Source organism: Peptostreptococcus stomatis DSM 17678 (assembly GCF_000147675.1).
Lineage (GTDB): Bacteria > Bacillota > Clostridia > Peptostreptococcales > Peptostreptococcaceae > Peptostreptococcus > Peptostreptococcus stomatis.
Genome location: NZ_ADGQ01000061.1, coordinates 1 through 26,135, shown reverse-complemented (window position 1 = coordinate 26,135; position 26,135 = coordinate 1). Strand labels below are relative to the sequence as shown.

The 26,135-nt window shown below is 36.2% G+C and carries 23 protein-coding genes and 1 pseudogene; 20 read left to right on the top strand and 4 right to left on the bottom strand.

What is annotated here, in order from left to right; translation table 11 throughout:
• Positions 1 to 76: 76 nt before the first annotated feature.
• On the bottom strand, positions 77 to 343 hold the full coding sequence (gene rpsT / locus HMPREF0634_RS06840) for a 30S ribosomal protein S20 (RefSeq protein WP_007790239.1): 267 nt from the start codon (positions 341 to 343) through the stop codon (positions 77 to 79).
• A gap of 201 nt (positions 344 to 544) precedes the next feature.
• Between rpsT and lepA the strand changes: the two genes are divergently transcribed.
• The 20 genes and pseudogenes from lepA to HMPREF0634_RS06745 all read left to right on the top strand — a co-directional run bounded on the left by lepA (position 545) and on the right by HMPREF0634_RS06745 (position 23,195).
• A complete protein-coding gene (lepA, locus tag HMPREF0634_RS06835) occupies positions 545 to 2,350 on the top strand; it encodes a translation elongation factor 4 (RefSeq protein ID WP_007790228.1) in 1,806 nt (601 codons plus the stop codon).
• Position 2,351: 1 nt separating this feature from the next.
• A complete protein-coding gene (locus HMPREF0634_RS06830; RefSeq protein WP_007790215.1) occupies positions 2,352 to 3,614 on the top strand; it encodes a CCA tRNA nucleotidyltransferase in 1,263 nt (420 codons plus the stop codon).
• A 16-nt stretch (positions 3,615 to 3,630) separates the two neighbouring features.
• Positions 3,631 to 4,491, top strand: a complete 861-nt coding sequence (locus HMPREF0634_RS06825) for a nitroreductase family protein (RefSeq protein WP_007790213.1) — start codon at positions 3,631 to 3,633, stop codon at positions 4,489 to 4,491.
• Positions 4,492 to 4,645: 154 nt separating this feature from the next.
• A complete protein-coding gene (gene hemW / locus HMPREF0634_RS06820; protein ID WP_007790226.1) occupies positions 4,646 to 5,794 on the top strand; it encodes a radical SAM family heme chaperone HemW in 1,149 nt (382 codons plus the stop codon).
• A 145-nt stretch (positions 5,795 to 5,939) separates the two neighbouring features.
• Positions 5,940 to 6,515: a cell division protein ZapA gene (gene zapA / locus HMPREF0634_RS06815; protein ID WP_040565871.1), complete on the top strand. Its 576-nt coding sequence runs from the start codon at positions 5,940 to 5,942 to the stop codon at positions 6,513 to 6,515.
• 235 nt (positions 6,516 to 6,750) lie between these two features.
• A complete protein-coding gene (locus HMPREF0634_RS06810) occupies positions 6,751 to 9,189 on the top strand; it encodes a U32 family peptidase (RefSeq protein WP_007790248.1) in 2,439 nt (812 codons plus the stop codon).
• Positions 9,190 to 9,210: 21 nt separating this feature from the next.
• Positions 9,211 to 10,824, top strand: coding sequence for a bifunctional ADP-dependent NAD(P)H-hydrate dehydratase/NAD(P)H-hydrate epimerase (locus HMPREF0634_RS06805; RefSeq protein ID WP_007790231.1), 1,614 nt, complete (start codon positions 9,211 to 9,213; stop codon positions 10,822 to 10,824).
• A gap of 55 nt (positions 10,825 to 10,879) precedes the next feature.
• Positions 10,880 to 11,332, top strand: coding sequence for an NfeD family protein (locus HMPREF0634_RS06800; protein WP_007790245.1), 453 nt, complete (start codon positions 10,880 to 10,882; stop codon positions 11,330 to 11,332).
• A gap of 36 nt (positions 11,333 to 11,368) precedes the next feature.
• Positions 11,369 to 12,373 carry an SPFH domain-containing protein gene (locus HMPREF0634_RS06795; RefSeq protein WP_007790205.1) on the top strand — a complete coding sequence of 335 codons (1,005 nt, stop codon included), beginning with the start codon at positions 11,369 to 11,371 and terminating at the stop codon, positions 12,371 to 12,373.
• A gap of 134 nt (positions 12,374 to 12,507) precedes the next feature.
• Positions 12,508 to 12,876 carry a DUF6483 family protein gene (locus HMPREF0634_RS06790; RefSeq protein WP_007790224.1) on the top strand — a complete coding sequence of 123 codons (369 nt, stop codon included), beginning with the start codon at positions 12,508 to 12,510 and terminating at the stop codon, positions 12,874 to 12,876.
• 198 nt (positions 12,877 to 13,074) lie between these two features.
• Positions 13,075 to 14,568, top strand: a complete 1,494-nt coding sequence (locus tag HMPREF0634_RS06785; protein WP_007790254.1) for a DUF1846 domain-containing protein — start codon at positions 13,075 to 13,077, stop codon at positions 14,566 to 14,568.
• Positions 14,569 to 15,015: 447 nt separating this feature from the next.
• Entirely contained in the window at positions 15,016 to 15,633 is a 618-nt protein-coding gene (locus tag HMPREF0634_RS06780; protein WP_007790256.1) for a TetR/AcrR family transcriptional regulator, read from the top strand.
• A gap of 109 nt (positions 15,634 to 15,742) precedes the next feature.
• Entirely contained in the window at positions 15,743 to 16,471 is a 729-nt protein-coding gene (locus HMPREF0634_RS06775; protein WP_007790211.1) for an ABC transporter ATP-binding protein, read from the top strand.
• A complete protein-coding gene (locus tag HMPREF0634_RS06770; RefSeq protein ID WP_040565870.1) occupies positions 16,446 to 18,005 on the top strand; it encodes a hypothetical protein in 1,560 nt (519 codons plus the stop codon). Before HMPREF0634_RS06775 ends, HMPREF0634_RS06770 begins: the two co-directional genes overlap by 26 nt.
• Positions 18,006 to 18,024: 19 nt before the next feature.
• Positions 18,025 to 18,237 carry a DUF1648 domain-containing protein gene (locus HMPREF0634_RS06765; RefSeq protein WP_040565869.1) on the top strand — a complete coding sequence of 71 codons (213 nt, stop codon included), beginning with the start codon at positions 18,025 to 18,027 and terminating at the stop codon, positions 18,235 to 18,237.
• A gap of 224 nt (positions 18,238 to 18,461) precedes the next feature.
• A pseudogene (locus tag HMPREF0634_RS10175) lies at positions 18,462 to 18,533 on the top strand (sigma-70 family RNA polymerase sigma factor); the annotation flags it as partial.
• A 410-nt stretch (positions 18,534 to 18,943) separates the two neighbouring features.
• Positions 18,944 to 20,182, top strand: a complete 1,239-nt coding sequence (locus HMPREF0634_RS06760; RefSeq protein ID WP_007790236.1) for a 30S ribosomal protein S1 — start codon at positions 18,944 to 18,946, stop codon at positions 20,180 to 20,182.
• 235 nt (positions 20,183 to 20,417) lie between these two features.
• Complete coding sequence (locus tag HMPREF0634_RS06755) at positions 20,418 to 21,755, top strand: DUF6056 family protein (protein ID WP_123795852.1); 1,338 nt, start codon at positions 20,418 to 20,420, stop codon at positions 21,753 to 21,755.
• Between the two features lie 78 nt (positions 21,756 to 21,833).
• The gene (ybaK, locus tag HMPREF0634_RS06750; protein ID WP_007790208.1) at positions 21,834 to 22,319 is read left to right on the top strand and encodes a Cys-tRNA(Pro) deacylase; all 486 of its coding nucleotides are present in this window, start codon (positions 21,834 to 21,836) and stop codon (positions 22,317 to 22,319) included.
• 30 nt (positions 22,320 to 22,349) lie between these two features.
• Entirely contained in the window at positions 22,350 to 23,195 is an 846-nt protein-coding gene (locus tag HMPREF0634_RS06745; RefSeq protein WP_007790247.1) for a CvfB family protein, read from the top strand.
• A gap of 216 nt (positions 23,196 to 23,411) precedes the next feature.
• Here HMPREF0634_RS06745 and cdd read toward each other — a convergent pair whose 3' ends face one another.
• From cdd to HMPREF0634_RS06730, 3 genes are all read right to left on the bottom strand, one after another.
• Positions 23,412 to 23,873, bottom strand: coding sequence for a cytidine deaminase (gene cdd, locus HMPREF0634_RS06740; protein WP_007790209.1), 462 nt, complete (start codon positions 23,871 to 23,873; stop codon positions 23,412 to 23,414).
• A 117-nt stretch (positions 23,874 to 23,990) separates the two neighbouring features.
• Positions 23,991 to 24,728 carry a HEPN domain-containing protein gene (locus HMPREF0634_RS06735; protein ID WP_040565867.1) on the bottom strand — a complete coding sequence of 246 codons (738 nt, stop codon included), beginning with the start codon at positions 24,726 to 24,728 and terminating at the stop codon, positions 23,991 to 23,993.
• Entirely contained in the window at positions 24,721 to 26,040 is a 1,320-nt protein-coding gene (locus HMPREF0634_RS06730; protein WP_007790221.1) for an AAA family ATPase, read from the bottom strand. The genes HMPREF0634_RS06735 and HMPREF0634_RS06730 overlap by 8 nt, the downstream gene beginning before the upstream one ends.
• Positions 26,041 to 26,135: the final 95 nt, after the last annotated feature.

Genomic DNA, 26,135 nt, shown 5'->3' with positions numbered 1-26,135 from the left:
TTGACACACAAGATATATCTATACATTGCGTTGTCACAATTATAAATGATACCCGTCGATATCATATTATTCCTCATTAAGCGTTCATAGAGTTTAGTCTGTTAGCAAGTTTAGAAACCTTTCTATCAGCAGCATTCTTATGGATAGTACCCTTTGATGCTACCTGGTATATTTTCTTCTGAGCTAACTGGAACTTAGCCTGAGCTTCTTCCTTGTTACCTGCAACTACAGCTTCGTCGAATCTCTTTATTGCAGTCTTTATCTGAGACTTTCTAACTCTATTTAAAGCAGTTTTCTTTTCTATAACACCGATTCTCTTCTTAGCAGATTTAATATTTGCCATCTATCTTCACCTCCCTATAAATGTTCTAAATTCATAATCAACATACACAATTTTAACAGACTTAAAGACAAAAATCAAGCTAAATTACAATATTTAATAAAAAAATATTCATTTTTCAATACACATCTTTACGTTGACAGATTTTTAAAGTAAAATGTAGGTTGAATACATATGGAAACTTACAGAAGAGGAGGAATTTATTTGGTAAATAGACAAAAAAATACTAGGAATTTTAGCATAATTGCACATATAGATCATGGTAAGTCTACCCTGGCAGATAGGCTTATACAAAAGACAGGACTAGTGTCAGAGAGGGATATGAAGGCCCAGCTACTAGATAATATGGACCTAGAAAGAGAAAGGGGGATTACCATCAAGCTACAGAATGTTCGTCTAGAGTACAAGGCTAATGATGGGGATACCTACTACCTAAACCTAATAGATACCCCAGGCCATGTGGACTTTAACTACGAGGTATCTAGGTCTTTGGCTGCCTGTGAAGGAGCCCTATTGGTAGTAGATGCTGCCCAGGGTGTAGAGGCCCAGACCTTGGCCAATGTATATTTGGCCCTAGAACAGGACTTGGAGATCTTGCCAGTAATAAATAAGATAGACCTACCAAGTGCCAGACCTGATTACGTCAAGGATGAGATAGAGGATTTGATTGGCCTAGACTGTAGTGATGCCCCACTAATATCTGCAAAGAATGATATAAATACAGAAGACGTACTTGAAGCCATAGTTAAACATGTACCAGCCCCAGTTGGTGATGACCAGGCTCCACTAAAGGCCCTTATATTTGATTCATACTACGATGCCTACAAGGGTGTTGTGGCCTATGTAAGAGTCTTTGACGGTTGTGTCAAGAAGGGCATGATTATAGAGATGATGAACAGCAAGAAGAAGTTCGAGGTTACAGAGGTTGGTGTAATGGCACCAAATGCCACTGAGCTACCAGAACTATCTGCAGGTGATGTTGGCTATATAGCAGCTAGTATAAAGGATATCAGGTCTTGTAGAGTAGGTGATACTATAACTGATGCTAATAACAGGACTGACCAGCCCCTACCAGGTTATAAGAGGGCTACACCGATGGTATACTGTGGTATCTATCCAGGTGAAGGAGAAAAATATGAAAATGTAAGGGATGCCCTGGAAAAGTTACAGATTAATGATGCTGCCCTGGAGTTTGAGGCTGAGTCATCAGCTGCTTTAGGCTTCGGATTTAGGTGTGGTTTCCTGGGTCTGCTTCACATGGAGATTATCCAGGAAAGATTGGAGAGGGAGTTTGACCTTAATATCATTACTACAGCCCCGTCCGTTATATACAGGGTTACAAAGTTGGATGACGAGGTATTAATGATACAGAACCCTGCAAACCTACCTGAACCAACAGAGATTAAGATGATTGAAGAGCCCATAGTAAAGAGTGATATCATAGTACCTAAGGACTATGTAGGTGTAGTAATGGAGCTATGCCAGGAGAGAAGAGGTTCTATGAAGGATATGGAATATATGGATGATACCAGGGTAATGCTCCACTATGAACTACCACTAAATGAGGTGATATACGACTTCTTTGACGCACTGAAATCAAGAACCAGGGGTTATGGGTCTATAGACTATGAAATGAAGGGTTATGTACCTTCTAACCTCGTTAAGATGGATATATTAATAAATAAGGAGCAGGTCGATGCCCTAAGCTTTATAATTCACGAATCTAGATCCTTTGTAAGGGGTAAGGCTATGTGTGAAAAGTTAAAGGGAGAAATTCCAAGACACCAGTTCCCAGTGCCAATACAGGCAGCTGTTGGTAACAAGATCATAGCCAGAGAAACTGTTGCAGCCTATAGGAAGGATGTTTTGGCTAAGTGTTATGGTGGAGATATATCAAGAAAGAGAAAGCTTCTTGAAAAGCAGAAGGAAGGAAAGAAGAGGATGAGGCAGATTGGTAATGTTGAAGTTCCTCAGAAGGCCTTTATGTCTGTACTTAAATTGGATGACTAAAATGACTAAGGATATGAAGAAGATAAAAATTGAAATTCCTACGAGGGCAAGTCAGGTTATAGATGCAATACAAGCATCAGGATATGAGGCCTTTGTAGTTGGAGGATGTGTTAGAGATTCAGTCATGGGGAAAATACCCCATGACTGGGATATCACCACAAATGCCCTTCCTGATGATATAGTCAATATATTTCCAAGGTCCATACCAACGGGTATCCAACACGGGACAGTTACTGTCTTGATAGATGATGAAGCTTTTGAGGTGACTACCTATAGGTTAGATGGTGACTACCTTGATATGAGGAGACCAAGGTCCGTATCATATAGTCAAAACTTAGAAGATGACCTATCCAGGAGGGACTTTACCATCAATGCCATGGCCTATAATGACCAAGTAGGTCTGGTGGACAAGTTCGGTGGTCTAGATGATATTGAAAAGAAGCTGGTTAGGTGTGTGGGAAATCCTGACAAGAGATTTAATGAGGATGCCCTGAGGATATTAAGGGCTTTAAGGTTTTCTGCCAAGCTGTTCTTCGATATAGAGGGTGAAACCATGGACTCCATAATAAGAAATTCTGTAAATATTGAAAAGGTTTCTATGGAGAGAATAAATACTGAATTTGAGGGTATAATAAGGGCTAATACTAATAAATTAAGTTTGATAAATGACCTGGATATAAGAAGTTACCTGTTTGGAGATTTTTGCTTTGACGAAGAAGACTTGACCAGGGCAATGATCCTAGAAGATATAGATTCCCATGAGGAATATTTACAAGCGGCCAAAAGAGCCATGATATTTAGCCATTATGAGGGAGACTTAAAGGCCCTCTTGAAGTTCTTTAAATACTCAAAAAAGGATATGGAAAAGACCCTCTTTATATGGAATGCCCTAAGGGATCATATGTATGAAGATTTATTAAATGAAAATGCTACTAGGGATGATTTAAGGCTTACCATAAAGTACATTTTAAGGGATGCTAAGGATAATATTTTGGCTAAGTACGCAATTTATGCAAAAATTATTGAAAAATATGCAAATATCGGCTTAATTTTCAATCTATTTAATGATATAATAGAAACAGGAGAGTGTTTTTCTGTTTCTCACTTACAAATAAGTGGTAGGGATATTATCGATGAGGGCCTGGCTAGGGGTAAAGAAGTTGGAATCCTGCTAGAAGCCTTATTGTGCCAAGTTATATCCCAACCCCAGCTTAACGAGAAAGAAAGGCTGTTAGAGATGGTCAGAAAAATACAAAAACAATAATATTTGGAGGTTTGACATGGATTATAAGTCATTAATAATGAATGGAAGATCAGTAAGACATTTTAAGGAAACACCAGTAGATACTAAGGCACTTTTAGAATTAGAATCTTATATCAAGGATTGTAAGAAGCTAGATTCATCAATAGTTATTGAACCTAAGTTCTTTGCTGGTGATGACACTTACAAGCGTCTATATGGTATAGCAGGTTACCAGGGTGTAATGATCGAAGCACCAAACTACCTAGTATTGATATCAGAAGACAAGCCACAGCACTTAGAAAATGCAGGCTATGTAGGTGAAAGAGCAATATTAAAGGCTAGAGATCTTGGAATAGATAGTTGTTGGGTATCATATTCTGATAGGGATATGGTTAAGAAGACTCTTGGTCTAGAAACTGACAAGGAAGTAGTAGCCCTAATAGCTTTAGGTTATGGCTCAAAGGAAGTTAAGGTTGAGCATAAAGCTAAGACTGGTGACAACTATTCTAAGTCTAATATGTCTACTGCAAATACTGGATCTGAAAGAATTAGTCTTGAAGAAATGGTTTATATAGACAAGTGGGGTAATGCAGCTACTTCAGAAATACTTGAAGAAAGAGCCCTACTAGATGCATTCTCATATGCTAGGATGGCTCCTTCAGCTCTTAATAAGCAGCCATGGAGATTTATTGTTGATGGTGGTAAGGTTGTGCTAGCTATAGATAGCGAAGACTACAGAGGAAGCTACTTAAACAAGATAGATGCAGGTATCGTGATGCTATACTTCGGTGTAATACTAGACGTTACTATGTTTGATTCTAAGTGGGGATTTGATAACCTAGACAAGGATTATGGTATACCAGCTAACTACACAGTAGTAGGATACTGTAATATATAATTCTGGTTGAATCCAAGTAATAAATGATATCTAGATGGCTAAATTGTAAAGACTTGCAGTTTAGCCATTTTTTATAAGATTATAGGAGGGTCCTTTTTGCCGTGGTGGGCTTTATTGGGCAATATTAGTTGTTTTAATTTTGGAGTGTGAATTTATGAAGACTAGAGGCTTGTACATACACATACCCTTTTGTGCAAAAAAATGTGGGTACTGCGATTTCACATCCCTTGTAGGAAATGGAACCCAGATAGATGACTACCTATCTTACCTGGACAAAGAATTTAACCTATATAAGGCTGGTAACCTGATTGATGATATTGAGACTATTTTTATAGGTGGGGGCACTCCCAGTATATTATCAGCAAGTCAGTTAGAGAGGTTATTTTCAATTGTAAGGAAAAATGTAGACTTATCTAAGCTTAGAGAATATACAATGGAATCCAACCCAGGCAGCCTTACAAGGGATAAGCTAGAGCTTATGAAGGCGGGAGGCTTAAACAGGTTAAGTATAGGCCTCCAGGCTAGTCAAGACCACTTATTAAAGTTTTTGGAAAGGATCCATACCTATGAGGAGTTTCTGGAGTCCTATAGGTTGGCCAGGTCAGTTGGATTCGACAATATAAATATAGACCTCATGTTTGCCTTCCAGGGGCAGACCTTAGAGGATTGGCGGGAGACCCTTGAGAGGGTTGTCTCTTTGGAGCCAGACCACATATCAGCCTATTCGTTAATAATAGAAGAAGGAACTAAGTTTTTCAATATGTATGAGGATGGAAGCCTGACTGACTATGATGAGGATGAATATGTCCAAATGTATAGGTATACTATTGACTACCTGGCAGATAAGGGATATGGCCAATATGAGATATCAAATTTTGCCAAGCAGGATAAGGAGTGTAGGCACAATCTAATCTATTGGGATGATAGGGAATACTACGGCCTAGGCCTGGGTGCATCAGGTTACTTAGGAGGCAAGAGGTATACCAACTACAAGGACATGTTCAACTACTACGAAAAGCTTGATGCTGGCGAGAGGCCTATAGACTTTGAGGAGACAATAAGTAACCGGGAAAAATTAAATGAATACCTGATATTGGGACTTAGGAAGATTGAGGGCATATCTAGAACCAAGTATTTGGATAGGCTCAAGAATATCGACGAAGACAAGTATAAAGAAAATATTGAAATAATCAATAGCTATATAGGAAGCGGACATATTATCCAGGAGGGTGATCATATAAGGTTGAGTCAGACTGGATTAGAAATATCTGATACAATAAGTTTAGACCTACTATTATACTAGCTCTTTTTATGTTATAATGGTAAGAGGCAATGATGATATATGACATTATAGGGCAAGGTTAAATAAAGATAATATTTGAAAGTCACTTGTTTGCCTATGATGTGAATTTATTTTTCTTATTACATGTATAAATAGGAGTGTGGATATGAATAGAGTTAGTGTGAAGATAGATGGTGTTGATTACCAGATAGCAGGAGAAAAGAACGAGGCAGAGATAGTTAAGGTTGCCAAGTATATAGATGGAGAGTTGAAGAATATAAGCAAGGCAGCCCCTTCTCTTAACAAGACTAGTGCCGCCATACTTACTTCTGTAAATATAGCAGACAAGTTATTCGATAGGGACCGTGAAATAGAAGAACTAAAGAAGGAAATCTACCAGATGAAGGAGACGGACTCAAACAAGAACGAAGAGGTAGAAAAGGAATTTGATAATGTACTTTTAAAGCTAGAAGAGGCAGACTCAAAAATAGCAGACCTAAAGATAAAGATTTCTAAGTTGGAAACAGACTTGGCATCCAAGGATGAAACTATTAAAAAGTTAGAAACATCGGGTGGACAAGTAGGTGGAGATGTAGATAAGATTGTAAAATCTCTTGAAATGAAGGTCAAGGAAATGGAAAACAAGGTGGCAGTTGCAGAAAATATGGCTGCTGAATTCCAAAACAAGGCCTATAACCTGCAGTTAAACTATGAAGAATTAAAGAATAAAACTAACAAGTAAATGGTCTTTCACTAGTCTATTTTTAAAAATAGGGGTGTATGGATTAGAAGATCATATGCAAGTATTTAAGAGACTACTAGATCATTCGGCTAGTAGTCTTTTTTAAAGGCTTGTCGGTATAAATATTAATAGGGGGTATTAATATTTATAGTCGAATCAACGACTAATATTATATATAAAAAGAGTCTTATATGTGAAAAATAGATATGATCTAAAAATAAGGTATGGAGGAAGTATGAATAAAAATTTAGAGCTTTTGGCTCCGGTTGGTAGTATGGAGGCCCTTAGGGCAGCTGTACAAAATGGGGCAAATGCAGTATATTTGGGCGGTAAGGTCTTTAGTGCCAGGGCCAGTGCAAATAATTTTGATTATGATGAGTTAAGGCAAGCAGTTGAATATGCCCATATTAGGGATTGCAAGGTATTTGTGACGGTAAATACCCTTATAAAGCAGTCAGAGATGGAAGACTTTATAGACTATATAAAATACCTCTATTCTATAAGCGTTGACGCCCTTATACTACAAGATATTGGTATGGCCAGGAGGATTAGGGACATCCTTCCTGATTTTGAACTACATGCTAGCACCCAAATGGCAGCACATTCTCTAAATGATGTCCTGTATTTAGAGTCTGTAGGTTTTAAGAGGGTTGTTTTGGCCAGGGAACTAAATGTAGAAGAAATAAAAATGATAACTGACCACTGCCAGGCTGATATAGAAATATTTGTGCATGGGGCCCTTTGTGTATCATATTCCGGCCAGTGTTATATGAGTTCAGTCCTGGGGACCAGGTCAGGAAACAGGGGTAGATGTGCCCAACCATGTAGGCAGAAGTATAGACTATTCAATAGTGATGAAGACAGGTATGAAGATGTGGAGGGGGACTACCTATTAAGTCCTAGAGATCTTAATACTATAGAAGACATTGGGAGGATAATAGATACTAATGTCCTATCCCTTAAGATAGAGGGAAGAATGAAGAGGCCAGAGTACGTTGCTACCGTAGTTAGTTCCTACAGGGATGCTATATTGAACTATGTTGAAAATGGTAAGTCAGGCATTTCTGATGAAAGCCTAGAAGACCTATATGTAATATTTAATAGGAAGTTTACCAGGGGTTACCTTTTGGGACAGACTGGGGGAGATATAATGAACTCTTCTAAACCTAATAACAGGGGCCTATATGTAGGTCGGGTCCAGGCCTATAATAGCAAGTCAAAAAGGCTAAAGATAAGGCTGGAAGCAAGTTTGAAAAAGGGTGATGGCCTGAGTATAGGTGGTGGAACAGTAGGTAGAATTATACTTGGTAAAGATATAAGGACCATTGGCCTTCCTGGGGAGAGTGTAGAAATTGACTATATAGGTAAGATTAAACCTGGAACCCAGGTATTTAAGACCAGTGATGGTCAGCTTTTGGATAGGATGAAAAAGACCTATGAACCAGGGCATGAATATGTGAAAAGACCCCTTTATATGGAACTTGACTTAAAGGTTGGTCAGCATCCCTGTTTAAAGGTTTGGGATGATAGGGGAAATATGGTAAAACTTAATGGAGATTATCTTCTTGAAGAAGCTATAAAGGTTCCTATAAGTCAAGAAAAAGCGATTAACCAGTTGTCAAAATTAGGGAATACACCCTATTATCTAGAGGAAATAAAGTGTAATATAGATGGCAAGGCCAGTATGCCTATAAGTGGTTTAAATACACTTAGGAGGTTGGCTATAGATGATATATCCAAGCAGAGGGTTAGAGTTCAAGGGAGGACCTACGATAAATGTGGTAACCAGGAAAAGAAGCTGGTGACTCCACTTGTAGATAGGATACTTGACAAAAAACAAGGGCCTAAGTTCAACATTAGTTGTGGAAACCTAGACCAATTGCAGGCAAGTCTAGAATATAATATAGGAGATATCTACTATAGGGATATAGCCAGCCTGGGCAAGGCCATAGATATATCTAGGCAAGCAGGCAAGGATATATACTACTATATGCCTAGAATTATAAGAACTGATGAGGAAAGGGTCTATAAGGTCTTGTCAAGTCTGGATGAGGAAGATATGGCATACCTAAAGGGCTTTAGGATTTCTAGCTATGGCCAGATAGGTTGGGCCAAGGACCACTTACCTGACAAGAAAATTCTGGTGGCCCCTTGGTTAAATGTAATAAACGACCTGTCCTTAGATTATTACGCTTCTATAGGTGCCAGTAGGATCTGTATGTCACAAGAAGTATCCCTAAACCAGTTAAGAGGTATGGATAAACTTTATGGACAGGCATATGAAACCGAGTATGTAGTATACGGCAACAACGAAATGATGATAAGTGAGTACTGTCCAATGGGGGTTTTAACCAAGGACTGCAAAAAAAATAAGAGGGATGCCCTATGCAACAAGAGTATATATTATCTAGAATCAAATGAGGGGCATAGGTACAGGCTAGCCCAGAGTCCAGAGTGTAGGACGACTATTTATTCTGATGAAATAGTAAATCTAGTAGATGACCTAGATAGTCTATCAATGTTAGGGATAGACAATTATGATATAGTTTTTAACTTTGAGGACCAGGATGAGGTTGGGGCAATATTAAAAGGCTTTATACTTGGTCAAAGGGGAGAGCTTAATAGACTAAAGAGGACCTATAATACCGGTCACTTGTACAAGGAAATGGATTAAAAAGATAAGGAAGTGATTTTTTTGGCTATTTATATCGGAGACAAGACCACAACAGCTAAGGTAGACAGGGCATGCGTAGAAAAATATGGTATAAGTGAACTTGTCTTGATGGAAAATGCAGCTAGTAGTGCATTTAATAGGATTCTAGAGATAGAAAAGGAAATATACAAGGATGCAAAAGAAAGGATAAGGGACACTGACCTTGAAAACTTTGATTTAAATATTTTCTCAGGCCTTCCCTTTAGGAAACTAGGTATCTTGTGTGGTAGTGGCAATAATGGTGGTGATGGCTTTGTCTTGGCAAGAAAGCTACAAGCAATAGGCAGGGAGGTGGATATACTCTTTGTTGGTAATCCCGACAAGATGAGCAAGTCTGCCCATATCAATTACAAGATTGTAGACAAGTTGGGACTTAGGATTAGGTATTACAATGATATAGCCGACCTGGAGTCTGAGGTTGAAAGCCTTATGACTAAAATGGACAAGTATGACATCTTGATAGATGCCATCTTTGGTGTAGGTATAAATAGGCCGGTAGCATCAAAGTATAGGCCTTTATTTGAAACAATAAACTCATATAGGGAAAAAAATATGACTAGGATAATAGCCATAGATACGCCATCAGGTTTAGACCCTGATAGAGGTCTACCGGTTTCTGACAAGGATGACCCTGGTATAGCCCTAAGGTGTGACTATACGATCAGTTTTGATTATTTTAAAAAGGGTTTTTTGAACTATGGCTCCCAAGAGTATACTGGTAAGGTTTATGTGGAAAGCTTAGGATGTAAGAAAGATATATTAGAAGAAGTCGGTTTGAAAGATAGGTTTGTTAGTAATGAGGACCTGGTATTTGACAGACCTAGCCTATCAGCCCACAAGGGTGACTTTGGCAGAGTTTGTATCTTTGCTGGCTCTAAGGGATTTTATGGGGCTGCCAGGTTGGCTACAGAGGCTGCAGTAAAAGCTGGAGCAGGCCTAGTTACTTTGATATCTGACCAAGATGTCCAAGCTGTATTGGCCCATAATTTGATAGAGGCCATGACCTGCAATTATGGGGACCAGGCTAGAGTGGATAAATTACTAGAAACATCCCATTCAATAGCAATAGGACCTGGCATGGGTATAAACCAGTCAAGTACCGATATCCTATCCTATATATCAAGTAAAACTAAGCTGCCAATAGTAGTAGATGCAGATGCTATAAGTTTATTTAAGGACCTTGACCTAAAGGACAGCTATAGGTATATCTTAACGCCTCATATGGGGGAATTTTCTAGGTTGATAGGGGTAGATGCTGACCTTATAAAAGAGGATAGACTTTATTATGCTAAAAAGTATGCAAGAGAAAATAAGCTTGTCCTGGTATTAAAGGGTAAGAACACAATTATTACTGATGGGACAAGGTCACTTGTAAATACTACTGGCAATGAGGGCATGGCCAGGGGTGGTATGGGAGACTGTCTGACAGGAATAATTGCCAGTCTAGCTGCTAGATATGAACCTTTTGAAGCTGCCTGCAAGGGCGTTTATCTGCATGGTTTGTGTGGAGACCTTATATACAAGGATAGCTTTACAGTCAGCCCTGGTGATTTAATAAAAATAATTCCCAAAGTTATGAAATTGATGTATAATTAATATATATTAATTATGTTGTTTTAACTACAATAATTCAATTAGAGGAGGTATTGACTTGTTTGGATTAAGTATGAAAGTTATATGGGTAATAGTTGCCATAGCCTTTGCAATCGGCGAAGCGGCTACTCTAGCCCTTACCATGGTCTGGTTCTCTATAGGTGCCCTATGTGCCCTAGCAGTGTCTTTCTTTGTCGATAGTGTATTAGTGCAACTATTGGTCTTTGCAGTAGTGTCAGGTCTGCTACTTTTAATAGCGACTAAGAAGCTAATAAGGATGGATAGGAGCGATGAAGAAAATGCCTGGACAAGCATAGATACCAATGTAATGGCAGTAGTTGGCAAGCAAGGAATAGTTTTAAGTGAGATAAACCCTTATAAGCCTGGTTTAGTAAAGGTTAAGGGAGAGGATTGGACAGCTATATCTCAAACAGGTGAAACTATTGAAGTAGGATCTGAGATAAGGGTAGTAGCCGTTGAAGGTGTCAAGCTGCTAGTAACGAAAAAATAGTTTTTTATTTTAGTATTATTAGGAGGTACTTACATTATGTTAGGAATAATATTTGGAAAAATTTTTACTTTTTTGTTTATTTTAATAATATTATTTATAGCCATCAGGTGTATTAGGATTGTCAAGCAGGCGAGGATGGGTATAATCATGAGGCTGGGCAAGTTCCACAAGGAAGCAAAGACAGGTATACATTTCTTGGTTCCTTTCGTAGATTCTATGGCCTATATGATAGACTTGAGAGAAATGGTAGTTGACTTCCCACCACAGCCGGTTATCACTAAGGATAATGTAACAATGCAGATAGATACAGTAGTTTACTATAAGGTGACAGATCCAAAGAGCTACGTGTTTGAGATAGCTAACCCTATTTCTGCCATAGAAAATCTTACAGCGACTACTTTAAGAAACATAATAGGTGACCTAGATTTGGATGAAACTCTAACATCAAGAGACTTGATCAATGCCAAAATGAGAACAATCTTGGATGAAGCAACAGATATCTGGGGTATCAAGGTTAACAGGGTTGAATTGAAAAATATCATGCCACCTAGAGATATCCAGGCTGCAATGGAAAAACAGATGCGTGCAGAGAGAGAAAGAAGAGAAGCTATTTTGCAGGCAGAGGGTGAAAAGCAGTCTAAGATCCTTATAGCAGAGGGTGAAAAGCAGTCTGCTATACTAAAGGCTGAAGCAAAGAAGGAAGCTATGATTAGAGAAGCAGAAGGTGAAAAACAGTCTAAGATTCTAGCAGCAGAAGGTGAAGCTTCAGCAATCAGACAGACATTTGAGGCCAGGGCAGAGGGTGAGGCTAAAGTTATTGTTCAGACTCAAGAAGCTAGTGCAGCAGGTCTTAGGATGGTATTTAGTGCCATGAAGGAATCTGATGTAGATGATAATATACTTGCTCTTAAGTCTATGGAAGCCTTGGTTAAGCTGGGTGAAAGCGAATCTTCTAAGCTTGTTCTTCCATCAGATGCAGTTAACTTCTTGGGTACATTTAAGGGTATAAAAGAAGTTTTAACAGATGATAGCAAGAAATAGAATATTATTGATGCTTGTAGGACTTAGGTCTAATTAAGTCTTACTGGTTATAATCAAAAAACAGATAAATAAGAGATGTATTTTATTAATCCCTAGACCTTGTCTGGGGATTAATATTTATAGGAGGTTATAGTATGGGGCTAGTAGATAGGCTGGAAAGTCAAAAAAGAGAGATGGTCTTTAAGGAACTTTTAGGCAAGAAATATAGTAGTTTGAATGATTTTAAGTTGGTCTATACGCCTATGGAGGAGATAACCCTGATTAGTGTTAAGAGGTTATTCTTTCAAGGTAAGTTGGGTGAAGCAGAAGATCTATTGTTTTCTAGTATAGAAAAAAATAAGACGAGAAATTCAATTTTTATAGCTGGAGAGTTTTACACCCTATTGATGGAATTATCCGATGAAGAACTGGAAGAAAAAAATTTTTCTAGGGAAGAGGTCATGTCAGGGATTAAGGATATAGGAGAGCTTTTGAAGGAAGAAATACTTCTTTTTGAAAAGTAGGAGTTACTTTTTTCTGTATAAAACTTGTAAAATTTTTATGGTAATTGTATAATAAATACTTAAGTTATTTTTTATAAAAAAAACACACAGCCGAAGCTGCATGCATTAGAATTTGTGATGGAATTCTATTTTAGTATAAATGTTTCGTCCTGTCAAGTGTTTTTATAGAGATTATAAAAAGATGGGAGTAGGATAAGAATGAAGATAGGCTTTGATCATGAGAAATATTTAGAAGAACAGTCCAAGTATATACTGGAAAGAGTTAATAACTATGATAAACTCTATATAGAATTTGGTGGTAAGCTAATCGGTGACCTACATGCCAAGAGGGTATTACCAGGATTTGATGAGAATGCCAAGATAAAGGTACTCAGTCATATAAAAGAAAAAGTCGAGGTAGTAATCTGTGTATATGCAGGGGACATAGAGAGGAATAAGGTCAGGGGAGACCTTGGCATTACCTATGATATGGAGGTTATGAGGCTGATTGATGATCTACGAGGATACGATCTGGATGTAAATTCAGTAGTAATAACAAGGTATGAAAACCAGCCTGCTGCTACAATATTTATAAACAAGCTGGAAAGAAGGGGCGTAAAGGTATATAGGCATGGTCCAACTAGTGGATATCCCACTGATGTTGACTTGATAGTTAGTGACCAGGGCTTTGGTATAAATCCATATATTGAGACTACAAAGCCAATAGTTGTAATGACGGCACCTGGACCAAATAGCGGTAAATTAGGAACTTGCCTAAGCCAGCTCTACCATGAAAATAAAATGGGCATAACTGCAGGTTACTCCAAGTATGAAACCTTCCCAGTGTGGAATCTACCACTCAAGCATCCGGTAAATATGGCCTATGAGGCTGCTACTGTTGACCTAAAGGATGTGAACATGATAGATGCCTTCCACTTAGAAAAGTATGGTGAAACTACCGTAAATTACAACAGGGACTTGGAATTATTCCCTGTTTTGAAGAAGATAATAGAAAAAATAACTGGAAGAGAAAGTGTATTTCAGTCACCTACTGACATGGGTGTAAACAGGGTAGGCTTTGGTATTATAGATGATGAAGTGGTAAGAGAAGCCGCTATCCAGGAAATTATCAGGAGATACTTCAAAACCCTATGCGACTATAAGAAAGGCAACCTGGACAAGGAAGCCGTTTCAAGAATGAAGATGATAATGGAAGAGCTTGGCCTTAAGGGTGAGGACAGGAAGGTGGTCAATGTTGCTAGACAGTATAGCAAGGACCACTGTCAATTTGAAGATTGTCAGTCAGTTTCTCTGGAGTTATCTGATGGTAGAATCATTACAGGAAAGTTTTCTAAGACTATGACAGGGTCAGCTGCCGCAATATTGAATGCCATCAAGGTTTTGGCAGATATTCAAGACCATATCCACCTGATATCACCACTTGTCTTAGAACCTATGTTAAACCTAAAGAAGAATGTGTTTAAGAGTAGGAACACATCCCTTGATGCAGAGGAGGTTTTGATGGCCTTGAGTATAAGTGCGGTAACAAATACACTTGCCCAGTTTGCCATGAGTAAGCTATCTGACCTAGAGGGTGCCCAGGCACATTCTACTGTTATCCTAAACAAGGATGATGAGCAGGTGTTTAGAAAATTGGGTATAGATGTTACTTGTGATGACAAGTACCAATCTAGCAACCTATATGAGGGTTAAAAAATATAAAAACTATTTTTTTTGACTTGGTCAAAATTTTAATAAGCAATACTAGATAAAAAGGAACCGAGTGACTAGCTGGGTTCCTTTTTGTAGTAGTATGACGGGCATGCCGTCAGTCTGTGGTGAAAGTCCACGTAGGGCGTAGTTGCCGACGAACCTCATAGCAACTTGCAAGGTTATCACCGTGAGGTGATGGCGAGAAGAAGCAATAGCAAAATCGTAGCCTGACGCACAGAAACCTAATATCAAGGCTTACATAAAGGATGAGTGGGCTTATAGTCACAAAGTCCAAAAGTCAAAGTGACTTAATCAAACTGAGTATAAAAAACATGATAAGCTAAAGAGTTTAAGAAAAAGACTATGAAAAATCATATAATAACAAGATTAAAATCAATTGACAATATGTCAGTTTGGATGTATTATATAAATAATAGGAGGGATAAAATGCGAGATGTGAAAGAACCGGAAATACGACGTGCTGAAATTATGGATGCTGCAATGCTACTCTTTATAGAGCAAGGGTATACTAATACAACAACTCAGGATATTGTTGACAAGGTAAATATATCAAGAGGCTTGCTGTACTATCACTTTAAAAATAAAGAAGATATCTTATATTGTCTTGTGGAACAATATTCAGATAAATTATTGAAAGATATTCATGTTATTGTCTATGATGAAGATAAAACCGCCATTGAAAAAATTAGAGCTTTTATAGATGCCACAATTATATCTTCGGAAAATATTTCAGCAGAGGGAACAGAGTTACAAAAAACAGTTGATCTTGAAGAAAATCGATATATGATAGATAAATTATCCCATAAGATTATTGAAAAACTGACAATATATTTTGAAAGGATAATAAACCAAGGAATATCAGAAAAAACACTTTTTGTAAAATATCCGTCTGAAACAGCGGAATTTCTTATGACAGCTTATGTTTTTGTTTCAAATAACATAAGTATAAGATATTCAAAAAAAGAGTCTGTTAATGAGTATTTAAACGCATTTAAGATAATGCTTGAACAAAGTTTAAATGCAAAAAAACTTTTTAGCAATTGAAAAAGAATAGAGTGTTTGTAAAAATAATAATGTTCCGATAGCTAATGCTAAACAAGCTATCGGTATTATTTCAAAGAATAACTGACAAATTGTCAATGGAGGTAAAAGCATGTTAGAGATTAATAATTTTAGTAAATTTTACGGAGACAAAAAAGTTGTTGATAACCTATCCATTTTAGTACAGTCTGGAGATATTTATGGATTCATTGGTGCAAATGGAACCGGAAAAACTACAACAATAAAAGCAGTAGTTGGGATTCATGATTTTGAGAATGGAAGTATAACGATTGATGGGCATTCCATTAAAGAGGAGCCAGTTATTTGTAAAAAAATGATGGCATACATTCCGGATAATCCAGACTTATATGAACATATGACGGGATTTCAGTACATCAATTTTATTGCAGATTTATTTGAAATTTCTACTGAAATACGCAGAGAAAGAATTCAAAAATATAGTGATTTATTTGAAATGACTAAGCATCTTTCGGGGATGATATCTTCGTATTCACATGGTATGAAGCAACGAACAGCGATTATTTCTGCACTGGTGCATTCTCCAAAGTTACTAATTTTAGATGAACCTTTTGTAGGACTTGATCCAAAAGCAGCTTTTCTACTAAAGAAAGTAATGCACGAATGCGTGTTAGATGGAGGAGCTATTTTCTTTTCAACACATGTTTTGGATGTTGCAGAAAAATTATGTAATAAAATTGCAATTATAAAAAATGGAAAGTTAATCGCAAGCGGAAATACAGAAGAAGTCAAAGGTGATAAAACTTTGGAAACTTTTTTCATGGAGGTACAAGATAATGAGCAAAATTTGGATACTAATTAGAGCCCAATTGATAAATTTTTTTCCAATCAACGAAATTAGAGAGCCAAGAAATAAAAAGCAAAGTTCTGTTGTGATTGCAAGTTTTGGAATAATAACTCTTGCTATATTTTTCTGTGTCTATAATATTATGACAGCCAAAACACTTGTACAAGTTGGACAGCAGGAATTGATACCGGCTTATATGGTTGCGGTATCAAGTTTTTCAATATTATTTTTGACAATATTTTATACTAATGGAATTTTATTTGGTAGTCATGATATGGAAACGCTTTTATCGCTACCTTTAAAAAGCTCAGACATTATAAGTAGCAAGTTTATGTTTATGTATTTATTGAACTTTTTAATAGGATTTATATTTATGCTTCCGGGAGGCATTGTTTGGGTGTTAAACGGAAACTTAAATGTATTGCAGATTATATTGTATTTTACCTCCATGATTTTTGTTCCATTGATACCTATGTGCATAGCAGCATGTATGGGAATCATTGTTGTGGCTATTTCATCTTATTTTAAGAGGAAAAATGTTATTGCTCTAATCTTTTCATTTGCAATGATAGGTATAATTGGATATATTGCAGTGTCAGCTATGAAATCAGGTAATGAAGAGAGCATTGAGATCATGCTTTCTAAGCAAATTACCGAACTGTATCCAATATCAGGGTTATTCATGCAACACACAAATTTTTCAATGTATATTGGAGTGGGATCATTTATTGCTTTTTCAACAGCAGTTTTTTATATATTTGTAAAAATTGTTTCGATGAAGTATGGATTGCTTAATACTCTTGCTAAAACAACATCAAGATATTGTGATAACAAAAAATATTATAATAGAAAATCAATATTTTTTTCCTTGTATAAAAAAGAAATGGGACGCTTTTTAAGCTCGTACATGGCGGTCTTGAATGCAGGCCTTGGTGTAATACTTTTATGTGTTTTTAGTATATTTTTGCTTTTTAATTCTGTAGAACAAATAGGAGAGTCTTCAGGAATAGAAAATATAAATGAATATCTCTCAAATTTTGCTCCATTATTTATTGCATCTATGCTCTCGCTCAGTTGCCCGGCAGCTTCAGCGATATCTTTAGAAGGAAAAAACATTTGGATTTTGCAAAGCTCTCCTGTTAAGGTAAAAATGATCTTAAATTCCAAGATAGCTGTAAACCTTACACTTCATTTGATGGGGTATATGATTTCCATATTTGCATTTATGCTAAAACTTGATATGAACTTTATTCAAGTTATTAACCTAATAATTGTTCCTATATGCTATTCGTTCTTTATAACAGTGATAGGAATTTCCCTAAATAAAAAGTATTCAAATTATGAATGGGAAAGCGAGATGATGGTTGTAAAGCAGAGCATGCCTGTTATTGTGTCTGGACTTGTCGGGATAATTGCACTCATTACACCAATTCCTCTTAATTGGTTTTTAAATCTTCCGATAACACTGGTTTTGCAGATAATATCAGTTACTTTACTTGTTATTTCAAGCGAAGTTTATATAAAAGTTAGCAAGTCAAATTTTATTTAGTTTAAGGAGGGAAAATTGTATGAAAGTTGGGCTGTTAAAAGATGTCTTGGTGTTGATGTTAATGATTGTTGTAATATTTATTATTTGCATATTTCTCCCGGAGAAAATTCCTGTTCATTTCAATGCAAAAGGAGCCCCTGATATGTTTGCTAATAAATATTATCTTCTGTTTGCTACGGTTATTCCATATTCTGCTTATTGGAAATTTATACGAGGAAGGAAAAATAAATGAATGTATATCTATATTTGCAAATTGCTTCTGAGTTAAGAGTGTCTTCGTAATTACATACACATAGCAATAAAATTTTATCAAAACCAAAGAAGTAGAAAATAGTATATAGTATTAGTTTTTAACCTAGGAGGACATTTTACGCCAAAGTGTAGAAGTCCTCCTTTTTTACGCTAAAAACTAGAATCAGAGAGCAAAAAAAGCAGGATTACACAATAGATAAATAGGATTACTACCTTTATGTCAAAGGAAAAGTGGTTAAGGTAAGTGAAGAAGTCTATAAAGCCTATTGGAAGATGAGGTAGCATGATTGATATTGAAAAAATGTAGAAGTAAAAACTCAAATTGAAGAACTGAATAAGGCATTAGCTCAATTTGCTTTTTTGACTCTTGTGTATTTAATTCTACTAAAAAGTATCTTTTAATTGGATGTGGATTGCCGTTATTTTTGTATGTATAAGGAAGGATTAAAAAAATAATATTTGGAAAAATATGCCATTTAATTAGCAATTTGAAGAAAAAGTCAAGCTTTTAGAAGATGTAGGAAGCAATTTTCTGATAATCTGAAAATAACTTCTTGCTTTTATTGTAAATAATAAAAAAATATTTAGAAAAAAGTAGAAAAAAATACAATTTATCGTAAAATCTTGTTAATTATATGCTATAATATTAGATATGGATACTACGCGACGAAAGGATGTTTTTAATAATGGAAAATAATTTAACTATGCAAGAACTACTAGATATGCAAGAGCAAGAGCTTAGCAAGATTAATGTAGATGATGAAATTACGGGAAAGGTAGTAAAAATCAACCATGATAGTCTGGTTTTAGGCCTTGAAGTTGGTTTTGACGGATTAGTACCTGTCAGTGAACTAAATCTTGAGAGAGGTCAGGACATAGAAGAAGCTTATAAGATAGATGATGAAGTTACTGGTATTATTACTAATATCAGCTATAAGGATGCTACAATTAAGATATCTGTTCTTAAGTTAGAGCAGAGAAGTGACCTTAAGGAAATAATAGATGCCCTAGAAGAACGTAAGATAATAAATGTTCATGCTTACAAGGCATTGGATAGGGGGCTGTATGTTCAGTACAAGTCATACACAATGTTTATGCCAATATCTCAGATAGACACTAAGTTCGTAAAGGACACTAGTGAGTATGTTGGTAGAGACCTTGATGCTTATGTTAAGGAAGTTAACCCTAGAAAGAACAGGATCATAGTTTCCCATAGAGAAGTTGCCCAGGAAATATTAGATGCTGAAAGAAAAGAAAGAAGAGCTAAGATAAAGGCTGAAAGAGAAGCTGAAAGAGCTAGAATAAAGGCTGAAAGAGAAGCCCTATTTGCTTCACTGGTTGAAGGTGAAAAGAGAAAGGGTAAGGTTACAAATATCATGCCTTACGGTGCCTTCATAGATTTAGGTGGGGTAGAAGGACTTGCACATATAAATAACTTATCATGGACAAGGGTTGAATCAGTTGAATCAGTGCTAAATGTTGGTGATGAAGTTGAAGTATTTGTTCAGAGTGTTGACCCAGAAACTAAGAGAATTGCACTAGCTCTTAAGGATCCGGATAAGGACCCATGGAAGTTAATAGCTGATGAAGTATCAGTTGGAAGTGTAGTAGAAGCTACAGTACTAAGAATAATTGAAAAGGGTGCTTTCCTACAGGTTAAAGAAGGTGTTGAAGCCTACCTACCAATAGGTGAATTGAGCGAAGGTAGAGTTAACAGGGTAGAAGATGTTGTAAATGTTGGAGATACTGTTAAGGCTGCTATAATCAAGTTCAATGCTGATAACAAGAGAATGATGCTTTCAATAAGAGAATTAACTAGAGAACCAGAAGAAGATTTATCTCAGTATATGTCAGTTGGTGACGATACTATAGGTAACATTGGAGATGTATTAAAAGAAAAGCATGAAACACCTGAAGCTGAATAATTTTTAATATGAACTTAAGTTAGTAAAGAGGGTTGCGAGTGCAACCCTCTTTTATAAGTTATTAGTTTTCCTAATAGATTGGAGAAGAAGTATTTAAAGGGATGATGGTAAAAGTACAAGAGTAATTTGTATGATAGGTTTAGGAGTGTGTTGTGATAAAATTTAAAAAATTAATTTGAAATTGAATTTAAACAAAATTTTAAATATCAGCCCCAGTATAGATTTGAATATAAATTTGAACATCAATTATTTCGTGGTGATTGCCATTTTTCTTGTTTTTCTACTCATGATGGCCTTGAACTCCTATACACCGCTTATAGTTGATGATATGGCCAGGATGTTTTCAAAGAATATGATAAAGATTGATGGAATATCAGGTATTATATCCAACGAAAGGTATAAATATGCAAATATAAATCCCTACCAAGTTGGGAATTTTATAACAGGTATTTTATTGCTATTAAAAGATAGTTTGGCTGATTTTATAAATTCTATGGGATTTTGTATTTTCATATATATGATATCTAGCTATGGTTTTGCTAGGAATAAAGAAGCAATAGTCCAGCAGGCAATTAATGGGGTCTTAGTCATACTAGTATTCCTGTTTATGTGGGTATCTATGCCAAAGTTTGGGAATACCTTTTTAATGGTATCAAGTATAGGCAGGTATATCTGGGTAAGCCTTATTTGCCTTATGGTCTTGATTAATGCTAGAAAAATAGCCCTTTCTGATCAAGAGGAAGATCAAATGGTGGGTATCAGGAAGATGTTGCTCATGATTATCGCCTCATTTTTGTCAGGTTGGTCCCAGGAAAATTTGGCTATTGGTATCCTAAGCATCCTACTATATTATATTCTTAGGTCTTATAAGGAGAAAAGAAAAAACCTACTAGTCTTGATTTTATCATTGGTTAGTATGTTGACCGGTTTTATCGTAATGATGTCATCTCCTTCCAGGAGGTCTTTAGGAGAGATGGGTTCAAGTCTAGGGGTTGACCTTTATGCGGGTGCTGCAAAGATGTCATCGACAAATAATGGGTTTGTAAATTACCTGCTTATATTCATGATAGTTGCAATATTGCTCTTGGTGGTATCAAGGCTTGTATATATGGATAAAAATTGGGAGGCTGAGATATACCTTCTTGCAGGGATTATATCCTTCTTATCTATATCTCTTTTGCCAATAGGAGAAAAAAATCCGGTTTTTGTGCCGATATTATTAACTATTATATCCTGTCTTATTGCCTTTTCAGTGATAAGACAGGACCACTTAAAACTCACTTTGGCTAGTCTAGGTCTAGTTTTGATTGTATATATATTTTTATTTATACCTAGCCTCTCAGGTGCTCTTTCTGCTAACAAGGACTACCTATCCAGATATAACGCTAGGGAGATTATTATTATAGACAACAGGACCAATGGACACTTTGAAAATATAGAGATACCTCCTATCAAGGCCAAAAATTCATATATGGCAGCCTATGGGAGTCCAGATGGCAGTAAGGATCCAAAGTACTGGGTTAACCAGTATATTTCCAAATACTATGGTGTTGGGAGTGTTTTAGTAAGGTAGTGTGGTCTTAGTAGAGTAAATAAGTTAAAACAAATTGAGACTTATAAAGAGATTCAATATACAAAAAGGGGTGGTTTGATGTCTAAAAAAACTGTCAAGACAAATGCAATGAGAATTTTAGATACAGAAAAAATTGACCATAAAGAACTGTCTTATCCGGTTAGCAAAGACCATGTAGATGGTGTAAGTGCAGCCCAAGCCCTGGGTAAGGACCCGAGAACAGTCTATAAAACCCTGGTAACCCAGGCTGGTTCAAGGAGCTACTATGTCTTTGTTATACCTGTGGCAGAAAATCTAAATTTAAAAAAAGCAGCAAGGGCCTGTGGTGAAAAAAATATTGAAATGATCCATGTCAAAGATATAAACAAGGTGACAGGCTATATTAGGGGTGGTTGTTCACCCATTGGCATGAAAAAATCTTATCCGACATATATAGACCAGTCAGCCCAGGATATAGAAACTATCACAGTTAGTGCAGGTAAGGTTGGCTACCAGGTTGAATTAAGTCCTAAGGACTTGCTAGATTTAATTGGGGGTCAATATGCTGACCTTTTAGCAGACTAGGATGGAAGATGTAAATAATGAGGTGTGAAATTGATAAAAATAGGTGAAATTAATAAGTTAAAGGTTTTGAGAAAAAAGGACTACGGATATTTTTTAGATGGTCAAACTAAGGAAAAGAGTGATGATATACTTTTACCGAACCAAAATATAGTAGATGAAAGTAGTATAAACTTAAACCAGGAACTAGAAGTCTTTATATACAAGGATTCACAAAATAGGTTGATAGCTACTCAAAAAAAATCAAAGGCTATGGCTGGCCAGGTTGCCATACTTGAAGTTTGTGATAATTCAGAAATAGGTAGCTTTATAGATATTGGCCTAGAAAGGGATGTCTTGGTTCCATTCAGGGAAAGAAAGTATAAGCTTTTTGAAGAAGAAAAATATCCTTTTTACATTTATGTAGACAAGTCTGGAAGGCTAGCTGCTACAACAGATATTGGGCCATATTTAAGCCTGGAAGCCCCCTTAAAGAAAGGGGACACATGTAATGGATATGTATTTGGTTTCCAGTCTAACGGTACAGCTCTTATTTGTATCGAGCCAAACTATTACGGATTGATACTAAAAGATGAATATTACACTAGCCTTAGAGAGGGTGACCACCTAGAGGGGTTAAGGGTTATAAAGACCTATGAAGATGGTAAGTTAGGCCTGTCAACAAGGGCAGAAAAAGGAGAAGAATTAGACAAGTTGGCCAAGAATATCCTTAGCTATATGGAGGGTAATGATGGTTATATGAGATTTAATGATAAGTCTGACCCTGAAGAACTTAGGTTGGTATTTTCCACTAGTAAGAAAAACTTCAAGAGGAGTTTGGGGACCCTTATGAGGTATGGTCTTGTAAGGCAGGATGATAAGGGCACTTGGTTGCTATAGATATTATATTTATTCAGGGTAAGCCTGATATTTATCCGAGAAGTCTGATAAAATCATGAATTGTAAGTAAATTTATTAAGATTTTCCACATAATTTTAATAACATAATAGACAAAGTAAAAGCCTTCCTTTTAATATTAAAAGAAGGCTTTTAAATATTGTTTTAAAATGGTCTAGCTTACTATAAATTTGATCTTGAGAGTCCACACCTATAACCTTAAAGGTCTAGGCTAAAGCTTAGTGGTAGCAGGTGGATGATATCTGTTACAAGAAGTTCTTTGCCATTTGTCAGTATAATAGGGCATGTTGGTTCTAGTAATTCAGATAAGACTTGCCTGCAGGCCCCACAAGGTGTGGTTAGTTTCTTATCTTCTGATACTATAGCTATAGCCCTGATGTCCTTCTTCCTATAGCCATGTGAGTAGGCAGAGAAGATGGCATTTCTTTCTGCACAATTAGTTAAGCCCAAGGACGCATTTTCAATATTAGTACCTATAAAGTATTCATTGGTCTTGGTTTCTACACAGGCACCTACCCTAAAATTTGAGTAGGGAGAGTAGGAGTTTTTAAGGGCATTAAAGGCTCTATTTATAAGGGACTGGTCCCTCTTATCTATTTTGTCTAACCACTCAGAGTTAAAGTATTTCTTATTAGGATTGTATCCGCTATTAGTGTTCATAAGTATTTCACCACCTATTATTTATTAGTTTCTAGTATATATGTCCCAAGCTAGATATATAGACTATTTGAGCGTAATCCTTATTATCTGATTCAATAAGAGATTAGAATTACGGGGTCATAATTTTTCGTCCATATTTATATCTTGTTTTTGACCATTCTTGATTGACTCTATTATTTGGTAATTGGCAGCTTCAATCATAAATTGGATTACATTTAGGGTATGAAGTACATAGTCGTAGTCAATTGGCCGTTTGTCAGGACTATTAGGTTGAAAGTCTAGTTCATGGGCTATTATATTTCTCCTATCAGCAAGGTCATCCACGAATTTTTTTAGGGCTGTAATACTAGTCAAGTCTTTAAATCTCATAAAAATCCTGGGATGGATAGCTTTCCAAATATTGAAATTAATTATATATCCCAAGTTCCTATCGATGGCATAAGACTTTTGCATAGTAAAGCTTGATGTAAGTTCATAGATTGTATCGCTCAAGATTTTTTCCTTTTCCTGAGGGTCAAATTCAATTTTGTCAAACTTCTTCAAGAGAGATATTGGAATCATAAAGTTGTCAAAAGACTTACCAGCAGGAGCTTTTTCCTTGAATATTTGTAGTAGCATAATTTTTACAATATCATGCATATACTTGTCCATGGAGCCACATATTAGGATAATACAGTACCTAAGTATGTTATCGTCCTTCTTATTTTCTAACAGAAGGTCTCGAATCTTTCTTGTGTTTTCATGGAAGACATCTATAGGTATATTTATGCTGGGATCTATTAGGTCTAGGCCAGTAGCCCGGGGCTTAATAGTAGGTTTTGGCCTTTTGAAAGAGTTTTTGTATTTATTAGTCATTTAACTCCCTCCTAAAGTAATTTAATCCTCCGTACTTTCCTGCCAGATAGGCATTTCTAAAATTTTCACTCCTCGATACATCCATAATATCAGCCAAAGAGTAAATAGTAGTTTCATTGAAATCCATATCTGTGATATATACCTGGTCACGTCTCAAACTCTTCATCTCAAGTAGGTCTGTTGTATGGGTAGTTGTAATCAACTGTCCTGACCTATTTTCAACAGGGTTTTGGAAGAGTCCTATGATATACTGGGAAACGACGGGGTGTATATAGGATGTCATTTCATCTATAACCAGGGTTTTTCCATTATATAGGGCATCATAGATATAGGCATATAGGGCATATATCTTTATGGTACCTTCAGACTCTTCAAATAGGTTAAATACTATGTCCTTTGAATTTCCCTCCATATCAATACCTTTTTTAAATGTATTTAAGGTCATGGTTTCACAGTCTACATCATCTGGTCCACCAGATTTTTGCCTTATATTGCTATAAAGGGTAGATTCACGCATTTCATTTTTGATAGTATCATCTATATCAGAATCCTGGAGAGCCTGGCTAAGGGTTTGGGTCTGGATAGAACTAATATTTGAATAGTTGATATCAGACAGCATCCTTAGAAGTTTGGCATGGAAAATATCACCTTTTTCAAGCAAATACCTAGTGGTCTTTTGTATATTTTCCCTGGAATCAAAGTTGTTCTTTATGATAATCAGGTCATTTTCTACCCAATCTATAAAGTTTTCAACCCTCTTATCAAAAATACCAACACTACCTATAAGGGGTCTTTTTGATATGTTGGAGCCCATAATTTTTTTAACAACATCTCTGTCTATTTTGACATCTAAGGTAAAATCATTATAAGTTCTATCTATCAGCAGGTTATGGTTTTCCTCAGAATCAAAGGAGGATAGTCGCTCATATATTATTGAGTTTTTATCATATTTGACCTGGTAGTCATATATGCACTTATCAACTATTGCCCTTAACTGGTAGGATGTAGGTTTGTCCCTATAGGCATCTGACAGTTTAAAAGGCTTGTACTGGAAAATATCTATGCCTAGTTTTTCCGGGTTTGATATCTTTGAAAAGACAATCTGTGTTTTAGCCATATCAAGAGCCTTTAAAAAATTGGACTTACCTGAGGCATTGAATCCGTATATAGTGATTGCAGGCAAGAGGTTAAGGTAGCTATTAGGCCTATGTATTTTAATTTTGCTACCTTCTTCATCGTCGGATTCAATAAGTGAAAAGTTCAACCTATTCTTTATGGAAAGGTAGTTTTCTATACTAAAATCGATTAACATATGCAGTACCTCCTTAGCTTATATACTATTATTATACTACATTGAGAGCATCTTAGGCATTTATAAACAAAAAAAGTAGAGGTGTACGTACGTAC

Bases quoted from the DNA above. Each gene is read 5' to 3' on its own strand.
- rpsT (WP_007790239.1), bottom strand. From the start codon at position 343: ATGGCAAATATTAAATCTGCTAAGAAGAGAATCGGTGTTATAGAAAAG.
- HMPREF0634_RS06825 (WP_007790213.1), top strand. From the start codon at position 3,631: ATGGATTATAAGTCATTAATAATGAATGGAAGATCAGTAAGACATTTT.
- HMPREF0634_RS06795 (WP_007790205.1), top strand. From the start codon at position 11,369: ATGTTAGGAATAATATTTGGAAAAATTTTTACTTTTTTGTTTATTTTA.
- HMPREF0634_RS06730 (WP_007790221.1), bottom strand. From the start codon at position 26,040: ATGTTAATCGATTTTAGTATAGAAAACTACCTTTCCATAAAGAATAGG.
- HMPREF0634_RS06760 (WP_007790236.1), top strand. From the start codon at position 18,944: ATGGAAAATAATTTAACTATGCAAGAACTACTAGATATGCAAGAGCAA.
- hemW (WP_007790226.1), top strand. From the start codon at position 4,646: ATGAAGACTAGAGGCTTGTACATACACATACCCTTTTGTGCAAAAAAA.
- HMPREF0634_RS06785 (WP_007790254.1), top strand. From the start codon at position 13,075: ATGAAGATAGGCTTTGATCATGAGAAATATTTAGAAGAACAGTCCAAG.
- HMPREF0634_RS06775 (WP_007790211.1), top strand. From the start codon at position 15,743: ATGTTAGAGATTAATAATTTTAGTAAATTTTACGGAGACAAAAAAGTT.
- HMPREF0634_RS06810 (WP_007790248.1), top strand. From the start codon at position 6,751: ATGAATAAAAATTTAGAGCTTTTGGCTCCGGTTGGTAGTATGGAGGCC.
- cdd (WP_007790209.1), bottom strand. From the start codon at position 23,873: ATGAACACTAATAGCGGATACAATCCTAATAAGAAATACTTTAACTCT.
- ybaK (WP_007790208.1), top strand. From the start codon at position 21,834: ATGTCTAAAAAAACTGTCAAGACAAATGCAATGAGAATTTTAGATACA.
- HMPREF0634_RS06735 (WP_040565867.1), bottom strand. From the start codon at position 24,728: ATGACTAATAAATACAAAAACTCTTTCAAAAGGCCAAAACCTACTATT.
- HMPREF0634_RS06765 (WP_040565869.1), top strand. From the start codon at position 18,025: ATGAAAGTTGGGCTGTTAAAAGATGTCTTGGTGTTGATGTTAATGATT.
- HMPREF0634_RS06780 (WP_007790256.1), top strand. From the start codon at position 15,016: ATGCGAGATGTGAAAGAACCGGAAATACGACGTGCTGAAATTATGGAT.
- HMPREF0634_RS06790 (WP_007790224.1), top strand. From the start codon at position 12,508: ATGGGGCTAGTAGATAGGCTGGAAAGTCAAAAAAGAGAGATGGTCTTT.
- zapA (WP_040565871.1), top strand. From the start codon at position 5,940: ATGAATAGAGTTAGTGTGAAGATAGATGGTGTTGATTACCAGATAGCA.
- HMPREF0634_RS06830 (WP_007790215.1), top strand. From the start codon at position 2,352: ATGACTAAGGATATGAAGAAGATAAAAATTGAAATTCCTACGAGGGCA.
- HMPREF0634_RS06770 (WP_040565870.1), top strand. From the start codon at position 16,446: ATGAGCAAAATTTGGATACTAATTAGAGCCCAATTGATAAATTTTTTT.